At 50.9% G+C, this 20,573-nt stretch carries 16 protein-coding genes; 3 read left to right on the top strand and 13 right to left on the bottom strand.

Going from position 1 to position 20,573, the window contains the following annotated elements:
- From BM124_RS15650 to BM124_RS15665, 5 genes are all read right to left on the bottom strand, one after another.
- Window positions 1–1,386: a PTS mannitol transporter subunit IIBC gene (locus tag BM124_RS15650; RefSeq protein WP_093338953.1), complete on the bottom strand. Its 1,386-nt coding sequence runs from the start codon at window positions 1,384–1,386 to the stop codon at window positions 1–3.
- Between the two features lie 572 nt (window positions 1,387–1,958).
- Window positions 1,959–2,408, bottom strand: a complete 450-nt coding sequence (locus BM124_RS19340; RefSeq protein WP_244504370.1) for a PTS sugar transporter subunit IIA — start codon at window positions 2,406–2,408, stop codon at window positions 1,959–1,961.
- Window positions 2,409–3,830, bottom strand: a complete 1,422-nt coding sequence (locus BM124_RS15655) for a PTS fructose transporter subunit IIC (RefSeq protein WP_244504371.1) — start codon at window positions 3,828–3,830, stop codon at window positions 2,409–2,411. It abuts the gene before it with no gap.
- Window positions 3,830–5,743 carry a BglG family transcription antiterminator gene (locus tag BM124_RS15660; protein WP_093338923.1) on the bottom strand — a complete coding sequence of 638 codons (1,914 nt, stop codon included), beginning with the start codon at window positions 5,741–5,743 and terminating at the stop codon, window positions 3,830–3,832. The genes BM124_RS15655 and BM124_RS15660 overlap by 1 nt, the downstream gene beginning before the upstream one ends.
- Before the next feature lie 133 nt (window positions 5,744–5,876).
- The gene (locus tag BM124_RS15665) at window positions 5,877–6,386 is read right to left on the bottom strand and encodes a GNAT family N-acetyltransferase (protein ID WP_170841173.1); all 510 of its coding nucleotides are present in this window, start codon (window positions 6,384–6,386) and stop codon (window positions 5,877–5,879) included.
- Window positions 6,387–6,505: 119 nt separating this feature from the next.
- Here BM124_RS15665 and BM124_RS15670 point away from each other — a divergent pair, with 119 nt between their 5' ends.
- Window positions 6,506–7,792 (top strand): TolB family protein, encoded by a 1,287-nt coding sequence (locus BM124_RS15670; protein ID WP_170841174.1) that lies wholly within the window; start codon window positions 6,506–6,508, stop codon window positions 7,790–7,792.
- Between the two features lie 439 nt (window positions 7,793–8,231).
- Here the strand turns inward: BM124_RS15670 and BM124_RS15675 are convergent, their stop codons facing one another.
- Window positions 8,232–8,951 carry a FadR/GntR family transcriptional regulator gene (locus BM124_RS15675; RefSeq protein WP_093338928.1) on the bottom strand — a complete coding sequence of 240 codons (720 nt, stop codon included), beginning with the start codon at window positions 8,949–8,951 and terminating at the stop codon, window positions 8,232–8,234.
- 644 nt (window positions 8,952–9,595) lie between these two features.
- Between BM124_RS15675 and BM124_RS19190 the strand changes: the two genes are divergently transcribed.
- Complete coding sequence (locus BM124_RS19190) at window positions 9,596–9,736, top strand: hypothetical protein (protein WP_212634973.1); 141 nt, start codon at window positions 9,596–9,598, stop codon at window positions 9,734–9,736.
- Between the two features lie 14 nt (window positions 9,737–9,750).
- Here the strand turns inward: BM124_RS19190 and BM124_RS15680 are convergent, their stop codons facing one another.
- From BM124_RS15680 to BM124_RS15710, 7 genes are all read right to left on the bottom strand, one after another.
- A complete protein-coding gene (locus BM124_RS15680; protein WP_093338929.1) occupies window positions 9,751–10,872 on the bottom strand; it encodes an oxidoreductase in 1,122 nt (373 codons plus the stop codon).
- 33 nt (window positions 10,873–10,905) lie between these two features.
- A complete protein-coding gene (locus tag BM124_RS15685; protein ID WP_093338931.1) occupies window positions 10,906–11,898 on the bottom strand; it encodes a zinc-binding dehydrogenase in 993 nt (330 codons plus the stop codon).
- A 68-nt stretch (window positions 11,899–11,966) separates the two neighbouring features.
- On the bottom strand, window positions 11,967–13,625 hold the full coding sequence (locus BM124_RS15690) for a glycerol-3-phosphate dehydrogenase/oxidase (RefSeq protein WP_093338932.1): 1,659 nt from the start codon (window positions 13,623–13,625) through the stop codon (window positions 11,967–11,969).
- A 229-nt stretch (window positions 13,626–13,854) separates the two neighbouring features.
- Window positions 13,855–15,345: a glycerol kinase GlpK gene (gene glpK, locus BM124_RS15695; RefSeq protein ID WP_093338934.1), complete on the bottom strand. Its 1,491-nt coding sequence runs from the start codon at window positions 15,343–15,345 to the stop codon at window positions 13,855–13,857.
- A 71-nt stretch (window positions 15,346–15,416) separates the two neighbouring features.
- The gene (locus tag BM124_RS15700; RefSeq protein WP_093338935.1) at window positions 15,417–16,247 is read right to left on the bottom strand and encodes an MIP/aquaporin family protein; all 831 of its coding nucleotides are present in this window, start codon (window positions 16,245–16,247) and stop codon (window positions 15,417–15,419) included.
- Between the two features lie 281 nt (window positions 16,248–16,528).
- The gene (locus BM124_RS15705; RefSeq protein WP_093338937.1) at window positions 16,529–17,830 is read right to left on the bottom strand and encodes a (Fe-S)-binding protein; all 1,302 of its coding nucleotides are present in this window, start codon (window positions 17,828–17,830) and stop codon (window positions 16,529–16,531) included.
- Window positions 17,823–19,229: an FAD-binding oxidoreductase gene (locus BM124_RS15710; protein WP_093338938.1), complete on the bottom strand. Its 1,407-nt coding sequence runs from the start codon at window positions 19,227–19,229 to the stop codon at window positions 17,823–17,825. Before BM124_RS15710 ends, BM124_RS15705 begins: the two co-directional genes overlap by 8 nt.
- A 194-nt stretch (window positions 19,230–19,423) precedes the next feature.
- Between BM124_RS15710 and trhO the strand changes: the two genes are divergently transcribed.
- Window positions 19,424–20,389: an oxygen-dependent tRNA uridine(34) hydroxylase TrhO gene (gene trhO, locus BM124_RS15715; RefSeq protein WP_093338940.1), complete on the top strand. Its 966-nt coding sequence runs from the start codon at window positions 19,424–19,426 to the stop codon at window positions 20,387–20,389.
- Window positions 20,390–20,573: the final 184 nt, after the last annotated feature.

Consider the following 20,573-nt stretch of genomic DNA (forward strand, 5'->3'; position numbering starts at 1 on the left):
TCATTGTTCCTGATCTGACTTCCAGCGCTCGACCAGCTCATCGTATTTCGGACTTCCGAGGAAATTATCCACCGAAACATGTTCGGCATCGGGACGTTTACCTCTGGCCCGGTCGGTCAGGTCTTTGTGGGTAATGATAACGTCGGCATCATCCGGAATCTGGTTGATCGCAGAGTTGGTCACTTCCATATCAAGTCCTGCTTTTTTCACTTTGTCCTTCATAACGGAAGCTCCCATCGCACTTGATCCCATGCCGGCATCACACGCAAAAATCACTTTGTTGATATCTTTTCCGGAAAGCTCTTCTGCCTCGCTTCTTTCCTGACTTTCGGCTCCTTCTTCTTTCAGTCCGGACGTAACGCTGCTTTCTTTGCCTTTCATTTCTTCCATTTTCGACGCCGCGGATCCGAGATCTTCTTCGTCAGAACGGCTTGCCTTCAAAATGATGGAAGAAATGATGAAGGAAACCGCAGCAGCAACGAGAACACCAAGCACCATAAATACGTACTTATTCGGCGGTGTCATCGCAAAGTAGGCAAGGATACTTCCCGGTGACGCTGCGGCTCGTAGTCCGACATCAAACAAAACAAATGTGAAAACACCACTCATGCCGCCTGCGATGACCGCAAGAAGCAGCTGCGGCTTCATGAGAATATACGGGAAGTAAATTTCGTGGATACCTCCCACAAACTGAATTACTGCTGCACCCGGCGCTGAACTTCTGGAAGCTCCTCTTCCGAAAACAGTGTAGGCCAGCAGCACGCCAAGACCAGGTCCCGGGTTACTTTCCAGCATAAACAGAACCGAAGTACCTGTTTCATTTGATTCCTGCACCCCAAGCGGTGTGAGAATGCCGTGGTTAATAGCATTGTTTAAAAACAGTACTTTCGCCGGTTCAATCAAAATACTGGCAAGCGGGAGCAGTCCCGCGTTCATAATGGCTTCGACGCCTGCTGCAAGCGCACTGCTGAACCCTGCCATAACAGGACCTACGGCATAAAGACCAAGAACAGCGAGGGCACCGCCGAAGATACCGGCGGAAAAGTTGTTGACAAGCATTTCAAAACCCTGCCTGATTTTCCCATCCACCGCATCGTCAAATTTCTTAATAATCCAGCCGGACAACGGTCCCATTATCATGGCACCGAGAAACATCGGATCTTCAGCTCCTACAATGACACCCATTGTTGCGATCGCACCAACGACACCGCCCCGGACATCGTGTACCATTTTACCACCGGTGTAGGCGATCAACAGCGGCAGAAGATACGTAATCATCGGCCCGTTTAATGCAGCTAATTGCTCATTCGGGAAGAAACCATCTGATATAAACAGCGCCGTGATAATCCCCCAGGCAATAAAAGCACCGATGTTCGGCATGATCATGCTGCTCAAAAAACTTCCGAATTTCTGCACTTTCGCCCGGATCGTTCCCCCTGACTTTTGATTTTCCTCTGCACTCACGTAAACCCCTCCTTATAATAAATCATGACAATATCTAAGATGAATAGCGTATAGTCTCATCCTATAGGCTGAATGACAGTGGTATCAATAAAATAAAAGATGGAATAAGGCAACAAGTATGTTGACATCATTTAAAAGAAAGCGTTCTATCATAAAGTGCCTGCTCCTATACTGTACCATCTGACCCGAAAAGAAGACTTATCCGTCAAATGTCTGCGGTTATCCGTCAACTACTGTCATTTATCCGTCGAAGGAGGGGCAGTATCCGTTCATTGTAGTGTTATCCATCAATCACGGCCTGATACGTAAGCGTCAAACAAGCAGGTTTATCCGCTAAAAGAACCCTGCCTGCGCCTTGTTCATTCCACACACCACCCTGCACAAAAAAATATCCGAACCATCATTCGAAGAAGATTACGGCAATCTTATCAAAAATGGTTCGGATATCATTTTTCACGTAGTGTGCTTTCAGGTATCACACCCTGTTTCTCACCCTATATACCGGATACGATGTCGATGATCTGCTGTTTCGTTTCCGCCTGCTTCAATGAGTGGCGAAACGATTCATCCATCATTTTCTTCGACAGCTGCTGAAGGATTTTCAGGTGATCATCACCGGCGTTTTCCTGCGGCACAGCAATCAAAAAGATAACTTCAGCCGGCTGGCCGTCCATACTCTTCCATTCAATACCTGAAGGGGACTTCCCAACGGCTATCGCAGCTTCCTTTACTCCGTTTGATTTGGCATGTGGAATGGCGAATCCAAATCCAATGCCGGTACTTCCCTCGTTCTCCCGCGCGTGCACGTCACGCAGAAACTGTTGTTTATCACTTAACACACTGCCCGGCAGTAATGCCGCCATTTCCTTAAGTGCCCCTTCTTTATCTGTGCTCTCAAGCGCTGTGTCTACAGCTTCTTTGTGCAATAGTGCTTCGATGTCCATTCAGGATCCCTCCATAGTTGGTTTTTTCAATATATTCGCAAGCAGTGCTGTCACAATCGTGCCGACGATGATAGCCACGAAGAACATAAGAACGTTGTCTATCGCTCCGAATACGGCGACAATCGGCCCGCCGTGAGGTACGTGGTCGGCGACATTCCCCATCATGGCTATCGCTCCGGCGCTCATGCCGCCGGCCATAATACTCGGGATAACACGGAATGGATCGGCTGCGGCGAGCGGAATCGCCCCTTCCGTTATACCAACAAGCCCCATCGCTACAGCGGCTTTTCCTGCTTCCTGTTCATCGCTTTTGAATTTTCTTTTAAAGATAAGAGAGGCCAGACCCATGCCAAGCGGCGGCGTACAGATGGCCGCGGCAATGGCTCCCATTACTTCCGGCTGTCCCTGGGTGATCAGCGCAGCACCGAACAGAAATGCCACTTTATTGAATGGCCCTCCCATATCGAAACTAATCATGGCACCCAGTATTAAGCCGAGTAATATCCGGCTGCCTCCTTCCATTCCTTCCAGACCGTTTGTCAGGGCTTCCATTAATCCGGCAATCGGCGCTCCCAGAACATAGATGAAAATAAGACCGACCGCAAGCGAAGCCAGAATTGGAATGATGAGAATAGGCATGATTGGCTGGATGATTTCCGGCACTTTCACTTCTTTGATCCATTTCGCGATATACCCGGCGAGAAATCCGGCAATAATGCCCCCGATAAACCCGGCGCCGGCCTCACTTCCGTAAAAACTTCCGTCGTTTGCGATAAAACCACCGATCATACCAGGGGCAAGACCCGGACGATCAGCAATACTCATCGCAATAAACCCTGCCAGAATCGGTACCATGAGGCTGAAAGCTGTATTTCCCATCTGATTAATCGAATTCCAAAAAGACCCTTCCGGTATCGCGAGGCCGTCTGCGGACGGTTCTCCTCCCAGACTGAGGGAAATGGCGATTAACAAACCACCCACCACGACAAAGGGGATCATGTAGGAAACACCGTTCATCAAGTGCCGGTACAACGGGTTCTGCTTCTTTTTCTTTTTCGATTTTTCTTCCTCTATTTTTTCATTCGCTTTTTCCCGGCCGGTCTTTGCGCCGTAGGTTTCCACCTCTCCGGCTTCAAACCGGGCAAGGAGCGCTCCTGCGTTATTAATCGCTTCGGAGGAATCAGTCTCCAGTACCGGCTTTCCCTCAAAGCGTGATTTTTCAACGGATTTGTCCGCTGCAATCACTACCCCGTCGGCTTCTTCAATATCTTCTTCGGTCAGTTCATTTTCGACCCCGATGGACCCCTGCGTTTCCACTTTGATGTCCATGCCTTTTTCCTGTGCCGCTTTGTTCAGGCCTTCCGCTGCCATATACGTATGGGCAATACCGTTGGGGCACGATGTGATGCCGACTAATTTCATCACGAAATCTCCTCGCTTTCCCTTAAAATTGTGATAAATTCCTGATATGTTTGCGCTTTTTTCAACCGGTCGGTACGTTCCTTTATTCCGGATACGTGAAAGAGTTCTTTAAACAGAGCTTCTGCTTCTCCGGGAGACTCATAGTCCACCGCAATAAAAAATACGATCGAAACAGACTGGCCGCCCCAGTCCACAGGCTCCTGCAGGAGCGCTGCAGCTATCGCCGAATGCATACTATCTTCCCTGTGCCCGTGCGGAATGGCTATCTGCGCTGAAATGGCGGTACTGCCGAGAGTCTCCCGTTTGAGAGCATGTTCTTTCAGGGCGGGAAGTGCATACCCCTGATTGATCAAAGCATCGGCGAGCTGTTCTACTGCATCGGTTCTGGAATCCGCCTGCATGCCGGGAAAAAACAAAGAAGCGCTGCTGTATTTAACCAAAACGGACCTGGTGTTGTCTTTTGTGTTCATCCAGTCGGTCAAGGCCTTCTGGTCTTCTCTCGAAAAGACCGGAGAAACCTGGAACACCCGCTCATCATCAATAGCTACAGTGGAAAGGATCAAATCCGGCTGCAGCCGGTCGTTTTTGTGTTTCCATTCATGGACAGCCGACACTTCCGTATGCCGCACCCCGGGAAACAGGTTATTGAACTTTTCCTTTATCAGGTAGGCGGTCCCCATGCCGCTTTCACATACGATAAGAACGTTGCGGATTGGCTCCGTTATCTGGCGGTGCCGTTCGATAGCCGATTGGAGATGAATCATGAGAAAGCCGATTTCATCTTCCGGTACGTCTTTCAAAAGCGGCTCCTGCACGTTCTGCACCCAATACTTCACCCAGTCAAAGGATGATTCGTATTCTTTTTTTATTTCCTGAAGCATCGGATTTTCCATACGAAGCCGGTACCGCATCCGGTGAAGCGTCGTTTGAAAATGGAGAAGCAGCGCCCGTTTAAAATCTTCATCGGACGCCATATCTTGTGAATAATCGGAGGCCACCGCTTCTATAAACGTTTCCATCATGGCTGCTGCTTTGCTGTCGAAAAGGTTCCAGCTGCTGAGTTCATCTGCCGCATGGTCAGTCACTCTCTCTCGCTTGCTGCCGAGCAGATGCAGAGCAAAGTAGTCCGCCTCGTGCGGAGGGATACGGACTTGCAGAAGACCGGATAGACGGCGGACAAAACGGCAGGCGGTTTCATACTCCGGGTGCTGGTAGAGAAGGTCATCGGTGGTTCGTTCCTGTTCTTGCATAACGTTCCCCAACCTCAGGCGTTGTATAAATATTAACGTATGATACAAAAGATTATTGCGCGCCCGGTCTGTCAGAGGAAAATGCAGTTCCTGTTCCAATTGTTTAAATTCCTGCCAAACGAGCTGCACATCATAATCCCAGTGGTGGCTTTTCTGCTCTTCCATAAAGACATCTTTCATCATCTGTCTCATTTTCCACTCTTCCCCCGAGAGGCGGAAGCCTTTCTGTCTGCGCCGCTTCAATTCCAGACCGTAGCGCCCGAGCCACATTTCCAGTTCATCAAGCAGCTGCAGCGCTTTCGACCGGCTGACATAATAACGATCCATCACATCCTGCACGTGCGTGTACGTCGTTCGGGAGGCAAATTCAAAAAGAATGTCTTTTAATGTTTGGTCCTGTGTATCCGGATAGGGCCGCAATGCCATTTTGATCATCTGGGCTGTTTTAATCGACGCCTGCAGTTGGATACCTTCACTCGGCTTTCTGGTAATATCCGCATCCAGTTCCAATTCGTTGATAAACGCTGCGATCCGGTCCACATCACTGCGGATCGTACGGGATGTGACCTCAAAACCCTGTCCGAGCGCCTGTGACGTGTGAAACCCTTCATGATTTAGCAGATAAAGCAGTAACCGCGCCTGCCGCGTATTCAGCTGTTTCATTTATTCACCTCCTTCAACTGAAAACCCTTACAATTTTATTGTATACCTTATTCAGGCTCCAAACATGTTCGTCTGTTTCCACAATTTGCGGAAAAACGTCATAACTTTCGTTTCGCCCGATCTGCACTGCTCATCAGAGAAACAAAGCCATGTGCTCTTCATCCCAGTACGTTCCCAGCCATTTCAGCGCCTTGGGTTCGGTGCCAAACGTCCGAAATCCAAACGATGCGTAAAAGGATTTCGCCTGCTCATTCGAAGAGACAACAGCCAGCTGCAGCCGTTCGATGTCCCAGCGCCGTGCCTGCTCCAGAAGTGCGCGCATCAACGCCGAACCTGCTCCTCTGCCGCGGGAGGCTGTGGTAATATACATGCCTTCGAGATCCGCTTTGTGCTTCATTTTCTGCAGCGTGTTTTTCAGAAGCATTGCTGTGCCCACCAATACGCTGTCCTCAAAAACACCGATCGTCACCGCATGCCTCCATAACAAGCGTTCCTGCACGATTCCTAAGAAATTGTCATCGGCCGCTTCTTCTTCGTACGTTACCGCAAAAGCCTCCGGGGAAAAGCGCAGTGCCTCTTCCCGGAGTGCCGCACAGGCTTCGGCATCTTCCACCGTTAATCTTCTCGTTTGTAACATGTCCATCATTCCCTTCCAATATTTTTCTCCGCCCTTTTTCCTAAAAAGAATATAACAACTATATTCCTTATCGTGTAAGTGCTATGATAGAGGTCGGAATTCTTACCAAAGGCAGGCGGTTACATATGACTCTTACTTTTTCCATCCGTATGCTTTCGCTGCTTGCCGGCCTGCTTTTGGCTGTTTCTCTTGTTTTATCCTTTGCTTTTGATAACGACAGGTTCTATTCCGGCATGGGAAGCGAAGCAGCCATCGCACCGCAGGATGAAAGCATTGTTTTTACGTATTTCGTCCAGGGTACGACCAAATTGTACCGGACCTCGATGGATGGTGGGACGGCGGAACGCGTGACCAGTAATACAGATATGACCGAAACGGCTCCGGCATTTTCTCCGGACGGCTCGAAAATGCTCTTTATTGGAAAATCAACATCAGATATTCAATCGCTGTATACAGTGACGGGCGGGGAAACCAATCGCGTCCAGCCGTCAGGGGAAAGACTCCATTTCGAAGACGCCGTCTATGCTCCGGACGGACAGTCCATCTATGCCGTTGCCATGCCGGCCGAAAAATGGATGAATGCCGGAAACGGCACATCTTCCGGGTTCGACATTTATGAGATAAACCCGGCAGATGGAAGTGTAACGCAGGTGACCGAACAGAACTATTATTTAATGAACGATCTATCGACTTCTCCCGGCGGTGATTATCTCATGTTCACAGTCAGCAGCGGAAGAGAGGAACGAGTGGAAACCGTGTCTCTCACGGAAGGAAGCCAGACTCCCGCACCGTTCCGGCAGTTACCGAATGGAATGTACGGCGCTTCGCTTTCACCGGACGGGGAACAGATAGCTTACACCGCCGTGGCAGATACAAGCAGCAATGGCAACTACCAATATGACCTTTTTCTGCTGAATCAAACAGACGGTCAGACACGACGGCTGACATCTGCTGCCACAAACGTCGAGTCACCGGTGTTTTATCACGAAACGAACAGACTGCTGTACATGGAGGATACAAATTGGCCGCAAACTACTGTAGACTATCATATCCGCTCCATGGATTTATCAAACGGCAATGTTACCACGCTTGAACCGGAAGTAACAGGGATACAGCATCACGTTCTCCTCGGAGGCGCTGCCAGCTTTTTCATGAACGACACGGTCACCGGCGTATTATTTTTGGTATTCGGTCTTACCGTTATTTTTCTGCTGCGCCGCAGAAAAACCGCGGTCTATACACCCGCTGTCATCAGTGCGCTCGGCAGTGCGGCAGGATACGGACTCGGGTACTGGGATCCGTGGACGTATCAGTACGTGAACCTGGCTGTCGGTCCTGCCGCCACAGCACTTCTTGTGTATACTGTGATCTTCTGGATCACCGGAGCCGCATCGCGGAGGATACCATACTAAAGACAAAAAGGTCATCATCCCGCTGAGGTGCGCCGTGTTTGACGGCGCCTCAGCTTCTTTTTTTACAAAAAAAGGTTCTGGATCCGGGGCCGGGATGCGGTTTTTATGGGCTGCATAGACTCTATGGACACTACATCGCAGGGCAGCACGCATAGTGTCCACAGAAGGATTGTTGGTGGACACTGGAACTCTCTGCACCGGCAGCTAGTGTCCATTGATTTCCACCGGCACCCACTAATTTTGAGATGCAGCAGCGTAGTGTCCCCCAAACGATGATCCGTGGACACTACACTTTCAATTTTCGAGTTTAGTGTCCATGGAAACGTGCTCCGGTGACATATTAGACCTGTGCGCTGCTGCCTATGGTTATTAATTGTCTTTCACACAAAAAACCCGGACGATTCTCATGCATCATCGTCCGGTTATCCTATATTCAGAGTTACTGCGTCCGGGTCTGCTGGAGATGGAGGGCGGTTTCCACCTGCGTGAGATGATCGAGCATTGCCGATCTCGCAGCAGCGGCGTCCCGTTCCTCCACGGCCTGCAGAATGCGTTCGTGTTCTTCATACAGCCGCCGCAGGCTCTTTTTTTCCGAGAACAGCCAGATGCGCCGGCTTTCAAACATTGTTTTGCGGAGCGTATCCGAGAGCTGATTCATCATATCTGTAATCAGCTGGTTGTTGGACGCTTCGGCCACTGCCATATGAAAGGCAACGTCCGCCGCTTCGCCGACATTGTTTTCCTCCGAGGCATTATCCATCTCTGCGAGCGCCTGCTTCATCTGTTCCAGCTGCTCCATCGAATGTTTTTCAGCGGCCAGTTCCGCCGCGCCCACTTCCATGATTTTACGCACCTCAAACAGTTCCAGCATCTCTTTGTTGGAAATAATACGCTCCGGTTTCATCGGATCAAGCACCCCGGAGAAATCATACTGGTTCACAAATGTGCCCTCGCCCTGTTTAATCGTCACGATGCCGACTGCACGCAGCGCACTCAGTGCTTCGCGCACCGCTGAACGGCTCACCTGAAACTGTTCCGACAGCGTGACCACGGATTCCAGTTTATCTCCCGGCTGCAGATCGCCGTTTTTTATCATATCTTCAATCTGTTCGCGGACGATTTCCGCGATTTTTTTTGTTTCAATCTGTTTATACGTCATCCCGCGTATACTCCTTCATGTCATGCTGGACTCACTATAACATGGAACAGCTCCGCCGGCGTTACCGTCGCACGGACGACACCGATTTACCGGATGGGGATAAAAAAAGAGCTTTCCTTTATGGGAAAACTCCTACGTTTATTTATTGAACGTTTGTATGCGGAAAGCGTCTTTCTGCTTCTTTCTGAAGTTCGCTTGCATCTACGATAATGCTGCCTACGGATTTAAGAAATTTTTTCATGATTCATCCCCGCTTTCTTCGTTAATGCTGTGTTTATTATGTCTCACACCGGCTGAAATCTCAAAAGCGGGTGCTCCGCATGAAAACGAAAACATCAAAAATGAAAGCGTTCGTCATCCTGAATTTTCTCTTTTTTTTTAATGATTTCTTTGAGTTTCTATGGCAAATGATTTTGTGGTGTTTTTCCTAAAGAGACGTTCGTTCGGCCGGATATGTTTATGGACACTTTTGGCAGGAAAATGTCTGTAAAAAAAGTCTCAAACATTCTCACATGCAAAATGATTCTAATCTCAACGTTACAGACATTTTGTCTGGCAGCATGTCCATAACGTCATGACAGCTGCTTGATATTGATGCCAAAGGAGGCGGTTTTGATCGATAAAACTTTAGAATCGATGCAGAAATGCTTCGAATGATAGATAAAACCGGAGAATCGATAGAGAAACAGCTTGCCCACCGCAGGATCCATGCAGAAATCAGGCAGTCCCCTATCAAAAAAACCGTACAACGGCGCATGCAGGACACTGCACCATTGTACGGTTAGTCAAAAACATATCTTTATATATCTTCAGCCAGCTCTTTTTCAAGCTCGAAATCTTTGATGAAGGCTTTCGGCTTCATAATGGCATCTTTGTCAAAGGTATCGAGCGCGAGACCCCGTTTGACGCGGATAGGGGTGTCCGGGTTGGCGAGGGCCTGGCGGGCGATGCCGATGAAATCAGCCACGTTGTTTTGAATAAGCGGTGCCGCTTTTTCCGGATCGGACAAATCGCCGCATGCTATAACAGGCTTGCCGCTGTGTTTTTGGGCAGCTTCGGTCATCGTCATCGTATTTTCTCCGAATCCCGGAGCCGTTGCATCCGTGTCGGAAATATGAATGTAATCGACGTCGGAGGCGCCGAGCGCGGTGAAGATAATACGGGCGTCTTCTTCGCCTCCGGACCAGCGGAACTGCGGATTGGTCGCTTTCAGCTGGGAAATACGAATGCCGAGTATCATGTTCGATCCGACTTCCGCCCGCACGTCGTGAATCGTCTCCAGCAGCATGCGGAGCCGGTTTTCGACGGGGCCCCCATATTCGTCCTCCCGGACATTGATCGTTTCCGATAAAAACTGATCCAGCAGATACCCGTTCGCACCGTGCAGCTCGATCCCGTCAAATCCTGCATCACGGGCAAGACGTGCCGACTGGACAAACCCCTGTTTCACCTCATCAATTCCTTCTTTGGAAAGAGGTTCTGCTGCCGGGAATTCCCCTTCGCCGCCGTATACCGGCACTTTCCCTCCGGGCGGCTGGAAGGACGAAGGGGCGACGGATGTATCTTTGTAATAATTCCCCTGGGACTGGGCGCCGGCATGCATCAGCTGCGCGATCACTTTCGCGCCGTGCTGCTGTATGTCGGAAACAATCGGCTTCCATGCTTCCATGTGCTTCGGTGTCGCAAGTCCTCCCTGGTGCTCGTAACCCTGGCTGTACTTCGTATCAGGATAAACGCCTTCGGTAATGACCGCTGCGAAACCACCGGCGGCAAACTGTTCATAATACCGGCGGACCCTTTCGTTCGGGGTGCCGTCTTCTTCCGAACTGACTCTTGTCATCGGTGCGGTGATATAACGGTTCTTCAGAATGTGATTACTGATATGTCCCTGTTCAAAAAGCGTGTCTTCATAATTGGCCACATCGCTCACCTCTTTTTTGGAATAACTGCCATGTCAGGAGGAGTGTGTCACATGAGCCGTGATATTGCCGCGAATTCGCTGATCCCTCATGCGCCGCAGGGCATCCGGTACGTCTTCCAGATTGATTTCCTCTTCAAGCATCGGCACAAGTTCCCCCGCTGCGGCGAGGTCTCCCACTTCCTTTGCCATACGGCCGAGGTCGGCAATCTGCTCATAGTCCTCCGAACGGTAGACAAACCCAAGCGCGATTTCGTGGATGCTCGGCGCGAGTGTCTTCGGCGTGTAGCGCTGCATATCCGGAAGGTCTGCGACACAGATAAGATCGGCGTTATAAGCCAGATAATCAAACGCTTCTTCCGATGTTTTGCTTCCGACCATATCCATCGCGATATCGACACCGCGGCCGTTTGTGTACTCATGTACTTTTTCCACAATGTTTTCCGTATGATAATCAATCGTCTGATGCGCGCCAAGACCTTTCACGTACTCATTGTTTTCAGGCGAGCACGTCGTCAGAATGCGCATCCCGGCGCGTGCGGCGAGCTGGATCGCAAAACCCCCGACCGCTCCGGCTCCGGCCTGAATCAGGATCGTTCCGCCCTTGTGCATCCGCACTTTCCGGTGAAGCGCCTGATACGCCGTGAACGCAGGCGTCGGCAGAGCTGCTGCTTCGGCAAAGTCCCAGCCGTCCGGCAGCGGAGCCAGTACGTCGCGGGAGGCCGTCACAAAGCGTGCGAATCCACCTTGATGGGCGAGACTGGCGTGAAAATAAACCCTGTCGCCTGGTTTCCAATCCGTCACGCCGCTTCCGGTTTTATCGACTTCGCCGGCCACATCGAGTCCGGAAACATGCGGGAACTGCCACTCCGGCAGGCCTCCGCCTTCGATTAATTTATAGTCGACCGGGTTAAGACCGACGGCGTGTACTTTCACACGTACTTCCTGCGGCCCCGGTTCCGGTGTTTCCATATCCATAAGTTCCAGGTTATCAACAGAACCCGGCTGGTCAACGGCTAGTGCTTTCATATCTATACCCTCCCTTATTTTTCACTGGGCTATACCTCACAGGAGAGTGTTTCAAACAAACGGTCCTTTTATTCTTTAACCGGAACGACGGCGTCATGCAGATGTTTCTCCAGCATCTGACGGTAATCACCGGCCTGTTCACTGCTCCAGTTCAATTCTTCTGCCATGTAAGCCTGAACCACGTCTTTCCAATCATGCACCCACTGGATATCGAAGAAGAGAGCGCCTGTGCGGCGTGTGAAAAAGTCCATCAGCGTTTCCGTCATTTCCTGTTCCAGCCCGTATCTCACCTGAGCGTACACGAACGGTGTCATGCCGTGTGGTGCCTTATTTCCGGTTTCTTTTACAATAGCGAAGAGCGCGTCAACATTCGAGCCGTACGTCCGCGCCAGATATACCGCTTCTTCTGCGGTCAGACCGAGATTTTCCCCTTCTTTCGTTTTTTCCTTAATGAAACCAGGGAATCCTTTTCCGCCGCCGACTCTGCCGCCTGAAAGCTTCCAGTATTTCGTCTGGCACGATTGGAAGGCGATATCGTATTCCTCTTTAAAGCGTTTGGCCACCCGGTCGATGACATGCTGTGCCATTTTGCGGTAACCGGTGAGCTTTCCGCCGGCAATGGAGAAAATGCCGGAATCGTGCTCCCAGATTTCGTCTTTCCGTGAAATTTCGGAAGGATCTTTGCCCTCTTCAGCAATCAGCGGACGAAGACCGGCCCAACTGGATTCCACGTCGTCTTTGGTGACAGTTACTTTCGGGAACATATCGGCAATGGCGTTTAGAAGATAATCGCGGTCACTTTCTGTCATTTTCGGATTGGCGATATCTCCTTCATAAACAGTGTCTGTCGTGCCGACATACGTCTTGCCTTCCCGCGGAATCGCAAACACCATCCGGCCATCCGGTGTGTCAAAGTAAACGGCCTGCGTAAGCGGAAATACTTCATCGTCGAACACGAGATGGATTCCTTTTGTGAGACGCAGATGCTTCTGTTTTTTCGCGTTATCTTTTTCGCGGAGCTGGTCAACCCACGGACCCGCCGCATTCACGATTTTACGGGCATGAATGGTGTACGTTTCCCCGCTCAGCTGATCTTCCACGGTGACACCGACTGCTCTTTCTTTGTCATAGACGAAATCCAGCACTTTCGTGTAGTTGATGAGTGACGCGTCGTTGGCTGCCGCTTCTTTGGCTGTTTCAATCGTCAACCTGGCGTCATCGGTTTTGTACTCGACATAATAACCGCTGCCGCGCAGGCCTTCCTGCTTTAAAAGCGGACTCCGGCGCAGGGTTTCCTCCCGGCTGAACATCTGCCGGCGCTCGCTCTTCTTGACGCCTGCGAGAAAGTCATAGACGCGGAGGCCGAGAGACGTGGAGAAAGGACCGAAGTTACCGCCCTGATGAAACGGAAGCATCATCCATTCCGGCGTCGTTACATGCGGTGCATTCTGATAAACAATCTCACGTTCTTTGCCGACTTCGGCCACCATTTTTACTTCAAACTGTTTCAGATAACGAAGACCACCGTGTACGAGCTTGGTTGAACGGCTGGATGTCCCCGCCGCAAAATCCTGCATCTCCACTAAAGCCGTGTTCATGCCTCTGGTCGCAGCGTCGAGTGCAATCCCGGAGCCGGTAATCCCCCCTCCGATGACCAATACGTCAAAATCCGTATTGCGGAGATGTGCTTTCTTCGTGATGCGCTGTTTGCTTGAAAAAGTACTCATCTTTTTCGTCCTCCTTTGATATGCTGCGGCTGGTAAGAGTTAGAATGCCGTCGGTTATGGATGAATAAACGCAGATTCTGTCCTTATTTCCCCCGGCCTTCTTTCCCAAACCGTCGATTCCCCTCTCAAAACAGCTCCATTAAAAAAACCGGAAAAGCCCTTTTCTCATCTATCGAAAAAAGGGTTTCCCGGTTTCTCATGATCTCCAACCATATATTAACTTGTGCCGTTATTTAAAAGCCTGTGCCGCTTTGACTGCTTTCTGCCAACCATTATAAAGGTTTTCGCGGCGGCTGTCATCCATTTCGGGCTCAGTTCTCTCATCTACTTTCCAGTTGCGCGCGATATCATCACGGCTGTTCCAGTAACCGACCGCAAGACCCGCAAGGTAGGCGGCACCAAGAGCAGTTGTTTCATTGACTTCCGGACGTTCTACCGGAATATCCAGAATGTCACTCAAAAACTGCATCAGGAAGTCGTTTTTCACCGCGCCGCCGTCCACACGCAGCGTGCTTACTTCTATTCCTGCGTCTTCTTCCATCGCATTCAGCACGTCTTTTGTCTGGTAGCCGAGTGACTCCAACGTCGCCCGTACGAAGTGTTCTTTTTCCGTGCCGCGGGTCAGGCCGAATACGGCACCACGGACGTCGGAATCCCAGTACGGTGTGCCGAGTCCGGCAAACGCAGGAACGACGTACGCGCCGTCTGTGGAGTCGACTTTCTGGGCGAGGCCTTCGGATTCCGAAGCGTCATTCAGCATGTGGAGTCCGTCACGGAGCCACTGAACCGCAGAACCGGCGACGAAAATGCTTCCTTCGAGCGCGTATTCCACTTTGCCGTCCAGACCCCAGGCCAGGGTGGTAAGAAGTCCGTTATCCGACTGAATCGCTTCCTCCCCGGTATTCATAAGCATAAAGCAGCCGGTGCCGTACGTATTTTTGGCCATTCCTTTTTCGAAGCAGGCCTGCCCGAACAAGGCGGCATGCTGATCCCCGGCCGCGCCCGCAATCGGCACGCTCTCGCCGAAGAAGTGATGATCGACAGTGTTGGCGTAAACTTCCGATGAAGGGTGAACTTCAGGAAGCATGGACTTCGGCACGCCAAGAATATCAAGAAGTTCATCGTCCCACTGCAGCTCATGAATATTGTACATCAACGTCCGGGATGCGTTGGAGTAATCAGTCACGTGCGCCTGACCGCCGGAGAGCTTCCAGATCAGCCATGTGTCGATGGTGCCGAACAGCAGATCACCGTTCTCCGCTCTCTCGCGGGCACCTTCCACATTATCCAGTATCCATTTCACTTTCGTACCGGAGAAATACGGATCAAGAAGCAGTCCGGTTTTGTTCCGGAACGTTTCGTTCAGATTCTGATCGCGGAGTTCGCGGCAGATATCCTCGGTCTGGCGGGACTGCCATACGACCGCATTATAAATCGGCTTTCCTGTATGTTTGTCCCAGATGACCGTTGTTTCACGCTGATTCGTGATGCCGATGCCTGCAATCTGCTGCGGCTCGATATCAGCTTCTGTGAGAGCGGTAGCAATAACAGCCAGAATGCCTCCCCAGATTTCCGACGCGTCATGCTCCACCCAGCCCGGATGCGGAAAATACTGTGTGAATTCTTTCTGCGCCGTTTTTACAATTTCTCCTGATTCATTAAAGAAAATCGCTCTTGAACTTGTTGTTCCCTGGTCCAAAGCCAGCATGTACTTTTCCATCAAAAACACCTCTTTTATTCATAGTTTCATTGTAAAACAGTTGATATGTTTCTACAGACTTATATGCCTGTTTATGCCTGATGTCCATGTCCTTCCTGTACGTAGGATTTCATATCCCGCTGCTGATTCATAAATGCATAGACTAAAATGGCGGCGGTAATAACCGTAAAAATCCAGAAAACCGGTGTTATGTTTCCCACAAACAGTGCCTGGTGAAACACACCGCCATAGATACCTCCAATGATGGGTCCGACAACGGGAATCCATGCGTACGCCCAGTCGGAAGGGCCTTTTCCCGGAATAGGCAGAAACGCGTGCGCAATTCTCGGTCCGAGATCGCGTGCGGGGTTAATGGCATAGCCTGTAGGTCCGCCGAGGGAAATACCGATAGCTGCGATCAGCAAACCTGTAATAAGCGGATTCAGCCCCTCTGTAAACTCATTCGCGCCGATAAACTGCAGTCCGAGCACAAGAATAAATGTGCCGATAACCTCACTGACGAGGTTGGCCGGGTAATTCCGTATCGCGGGGTCTGTCGCGAACACACCGAGTTTTGCTCCCTTGTCTTCGGTCTTGCTCCAGTGAGCCAGATAATGAAAATAAACAACACATGCACCCAGGATTGCGCCGACCATCTGCCCTGCAATATAGACCGGAACGTCCGCCCATGGAAATGTGCCGGCAGCGGCAAATCCAATCGTCACGGCCGGATTGATGTGGGCGCCGGTGAAACTTCCAACGGCATACACACCCATGGAAACTGCCAGTCCCCAGCCGATCGAAACGACAATCCAGTCCGCTCCCTGAGACTTGGAACTATGCAATATGACACCGGCTACAACACCGCACCCCAAAATAACGAGAATCATAGTCCCAAGCAGTTCGCCAAGAAAGGGAGACATATATATACCCTCCAGTTTTAATATGATAGCGGTTAATATAGTCATATAACAGATAACCAAGGTGACATTCAACAAAAAAAATCACACCTTGCCCTTTTAGATACGGCATACACGATTCCCTGGTATCTAAAAGCCGGTGTGAGTCTCAAAATCTCCGTCACGTTATTAACCTGTCATTACCTTACAACCAACTGAAAACGTTGTCAACGATTATATTTTTCATTTTTCTACAAAAATGAATGCAGGACCGGTTTTACGGGAAAAACGTTTTCCTGATTTTTTTAATTTCTGGAGCGCGGACCGGCTTCCATTAAAAGATCCACCAGGTGTACCGCTTCCACAGATTCTCCCTGTCCTTCCCGCTGCACTCCGAGTTTCATCTGCAGAAGACATCCCGGGTTTGTTGTAACGATGGCTTCCGGCGAGGTTTTTTTCACGTCGGCCATTTTCACATCAAGAATATCCATCGCATCATTATAGTTTACGATATTATAGATGCCTGCCGAGCCGCAGCAGAATCCCGGATTGTCCATATCTTTCAGCGTCAGCCCCGGAATGCTCTCCATCAGCTCACGCGGCGGCCGGGTGACGCGCTGCACGTTCGTCATGTGACAGGACGGCTGATACGTAATGGTTTTCGGTACGTCTTTTGAAAATGCCAGTCCGTCGAGTTCGACCAGCACTTCGGAAATATCTTTCACCTTTTCCGTAAAAGCAAGCGCGCGTTCCTGCCAATCGGTTCCTTCTTCAAACATCCGGTCATATTCGATCAGCTTTGCGCCGCAGCCGCCGGCATTGTTAACGATATAATCGACGTCCTCTTCCTCAAACACCTGAATATTGGCGGCTGCCTGCTCTTTGGCCATATCTGTTTTGCCGGCATGCGCGTGAAGTGCGCCGCAGCACGTCTGATTTTCAGGAAGAATAACCTCCGCACCTGATAAACGCAGGAGCTCTACCGTATTCTGATTGGTTTCAAAAAACACGCTGTCCATCACACAACCAGTGAAAAAAGCCACTTTGGCCGCCGGAGTGCCGTCCGGCTTTACCCGCCGGCTCCGTGCTTTTCTTTCTTTTGGAGAAGGCTGGGCCGGAACAACCTGCTCAAATTCCCCGAGGTGAAGCGGCGCCATCGACGTTAAACGAAGCGCTCGGGCCGCTTTCTGCATACCGGAAGCCTGATACAGCCAGGTCGCCTGACCGAGTGCGTTCATCCAGGACGAAGATGGAAAAAAAGAACCGAACAAAAAGCCTTCCGTCTTCTGCTGCGTTTTTGTTTTGGTCTCATGCTTTTCCAGTGTTTCTTTCGCCGCTTCCAGCAGATCCCCGTACTGCACATCCGTCGGGCACACCGTCGTACAGGCCATGCAGCCGAGACACTTCTCGATCGGCTCTTTTAAGTCATCCAGAGAAGCCTTGCCTTCCGCCGCCATTTTAATCAGATTAATACGGCCGCGCGGCGAATGGGTCTCCTTTTCCATTGTTTCATAGGTCGGACAGGCTGGCAGGCAGTAGCCGCATTGTACACAGTCGAAGGTCTTGTCATAAGCGAGTGCATCTTTCAGGGACGTTTCATTACTCATCACGCAGCACCAACCTTGTCTGTCCCTGTTCAGGGAAGATTTTTCCCGGGTTAAGGATGTTATTTGGATCCCAGGCTTCTTTAATCCGTTTCATCATATCCACGCCGGTTGCGCCGAGTTCCTGTTCCATGAACGCAGACTTCATCGTGCCAATCCCATGTTCGCCGGAGAGGGTACCGCCGAGATCAATTGCGGCTTCAAAAATTTCCGCCACGGCTCGCTCCACCCGCTCCATTTCTTCCTGGTCCCGTGTATCACACATCACGTCCGGATGGAGGTTGCCGTCTCCGGCGTGGCCGAACACGACAAGATCAACGTCATACTTTTCTTTAATAGTCCGGAGCCGTCCCATCATCGGGCCGATCTGGCTCCGCGGTACCGTCGCGTCTTCTGCGACTTTCGTCGGTTTGATGGTGGCTATCGCCGGGGATACGAGCTTTCTCGCCTGCCAGATTTCAGCTGCTTCCTCCGGCGTATCCGGAATCTGGCTGTCCGTTGCGCCAAGCTCCTGCATAATGCGCTCCACCTCTTTCGTTTCGATCGATATCGCTTCCGGGTGACCGTCGAGTTCGATGATAAGCACCGCCGCCGCTTCCACCGGCAGACCGATCGGCTTATACTGTTCTACCGCCTGGAGGCACGCCTGATCAACAAATTCCATCTTGGACGGCAGAATTCCGGAGGTCAGCGTTTGGGAGATGGCCTGTCCGGCCGTTTCTACGTCATCAAACACCGCCATCAGCGTCTGTACGGCAGGCGGTTTCGGCACCAGTTTCACGACCGCTTCCGTTATCACACCAAGCGTCCCCTCGGAGCCGATAATCAGTTTCGTCAAGTCGAAACCGGTAACATTCTTGATCGTCCTGCCGCCGGTTTTCATCACCTCTCCTTCCGGTGTCACAACCTCCAGACCGATCACGTAATCTTTTGTCACCCCATACTTCAACCCGCGCGGACCGCCGGAATTCTCCGCCAGATTGCCTCCTATGGTGCACACATGGGCACTGCTTGGATCAGGCGGATACATCAAACCGTACGGCTCCACCGTTTTGTTAATGTCGGCGGTCAGTACACTGGGCGAGACGACGGCAATCAAGTCATCAGGCGTGACTTCTATTTTTTCCGGCCACTGCACCATATCGAGCACGATCCCGCCTTTTACGGGAAGCGGCCCGCCGCTCAGACTGGTGGACTGTCCCCGCGGGGTTACCGGCACTCCGTAGGCGTTCGCCGTTTTCATCACATGCACGGTTTCTTCTGTCGTTTTCACCTGCACTACCGCTTCTGGCAGATGTTCGCCGAAAGACGCATCAAAACTGTAGCTGAACCGGTCGGCCGCCTCCGTCATAATCTGTTTCTCCGGAAGAACGTCCAACAGCTCCTCCAACCACTTCTGCATAACGGGCCCTTCTTTCTGCTTTTCTTTTTATTATAAACCTTTCCGGGCAGGCTGAAAATGAAGCGTGGGACTCGCACAGGTGGGAAAGGGTTGCGGAAAGAAGGCATTTGTATTTACAATGGACTATTGTAAGAAACCCGTATAAGCCTATACGCGTTTATATCTTGCAAATATAAAACAAATAGGTGATGAAAATGAAAAATAATTATCAGGTTCTGCTTTATTACAAGTATGTTCCGATCGACGACCCGGAGACGTTTTCGATTGAACATCTTGACTACTGTAAAGAGCTCGGTCTGCGCGGACGGATTCTCGTGGCCCATGAAGGATTGAACGGCACGGTGTCCGGCACGGTGGAACAGACCAATCAATATATGGAAGACCTACGGAAAGATCCGCGTTTCTCCAACATTGAATTCAAAGTCGACCAGGCAGACGGCCACGCCTTTAAAAAGATGCACGTGCGCCACCGCGACGAAATTGTCTCCTTCCGTCTTGAAGAAGACATTAATCCGAATGAACTCACCGGCAATTACCTGAGCCCAAAAGAGTTTTACGAAAAAATGCATCAGGAGAACACGATCATCATCGATGCCCGCAACGACTACGAATATGATCTCGGTCATTTCCGCGGTGCCATCCGCCCGGACATCGACGCGTTCCGGGAACTGCCGCAATGGATTGAAGAGCATAAAGAAGAGCTCGAAGGCAAAGAGATTCTCACGTACTGCACCGGAGGCATCCGCTGCGAGAAGTTCTCGGGCTGGCTGAAAAACAAAGGCTTTGAGAACGTGAACCAGCTTCACGGCGGCATCGTGTCGTACGGCAAAGATGAAGAAGTACAGGGAAAGCTCTGGGACGGCCAGTGTTACGTCTTCGATGAGCGGATCAGCGTACCGATCAACCAGGAAGAACACGTCGTTGTCGGCCGCGACCACTTTGACGGCGAACCGTGCGAACGCTACGTCAACTGCGCGTCGCCGGAGTGCAACGACCAGATTCTCTGTTCGGAGGAAAACGAGCACAAATACCTGCGCGGCTGCTCGCCTGAGTGCCGCGTCGATCCGGAGAACCGCTACATCGTGGAACACTCCATGAATCAGGACGAGTGGGAAGAGCGGTTGAACGAGATTGGCGAAAGTCTGAAACAGAGAGTATAGTATACTGCCGCAAAAACTGCCCGCTTTGGGGCAGTTTTTTTATGTGCGACGGTTGAGATACAGTCAGAATTCCCATGTTTACATGTGGAACACCGTCTTTTACATGCCAAATGGAGGCTGTTACCGGCGAACCGGTTCGTTACGTGCGGGATACAGGTATTTACATGCCGAATCAGTAACAATA

Source organism: Salibacterium halotolerans (genome assembly GCF_900115625.1).
GTDB lineage: Bacteria > Bacillota > Bacilli > Bacillales > Marinococcaceae > Salibacterium > Salibacterium halotolerans.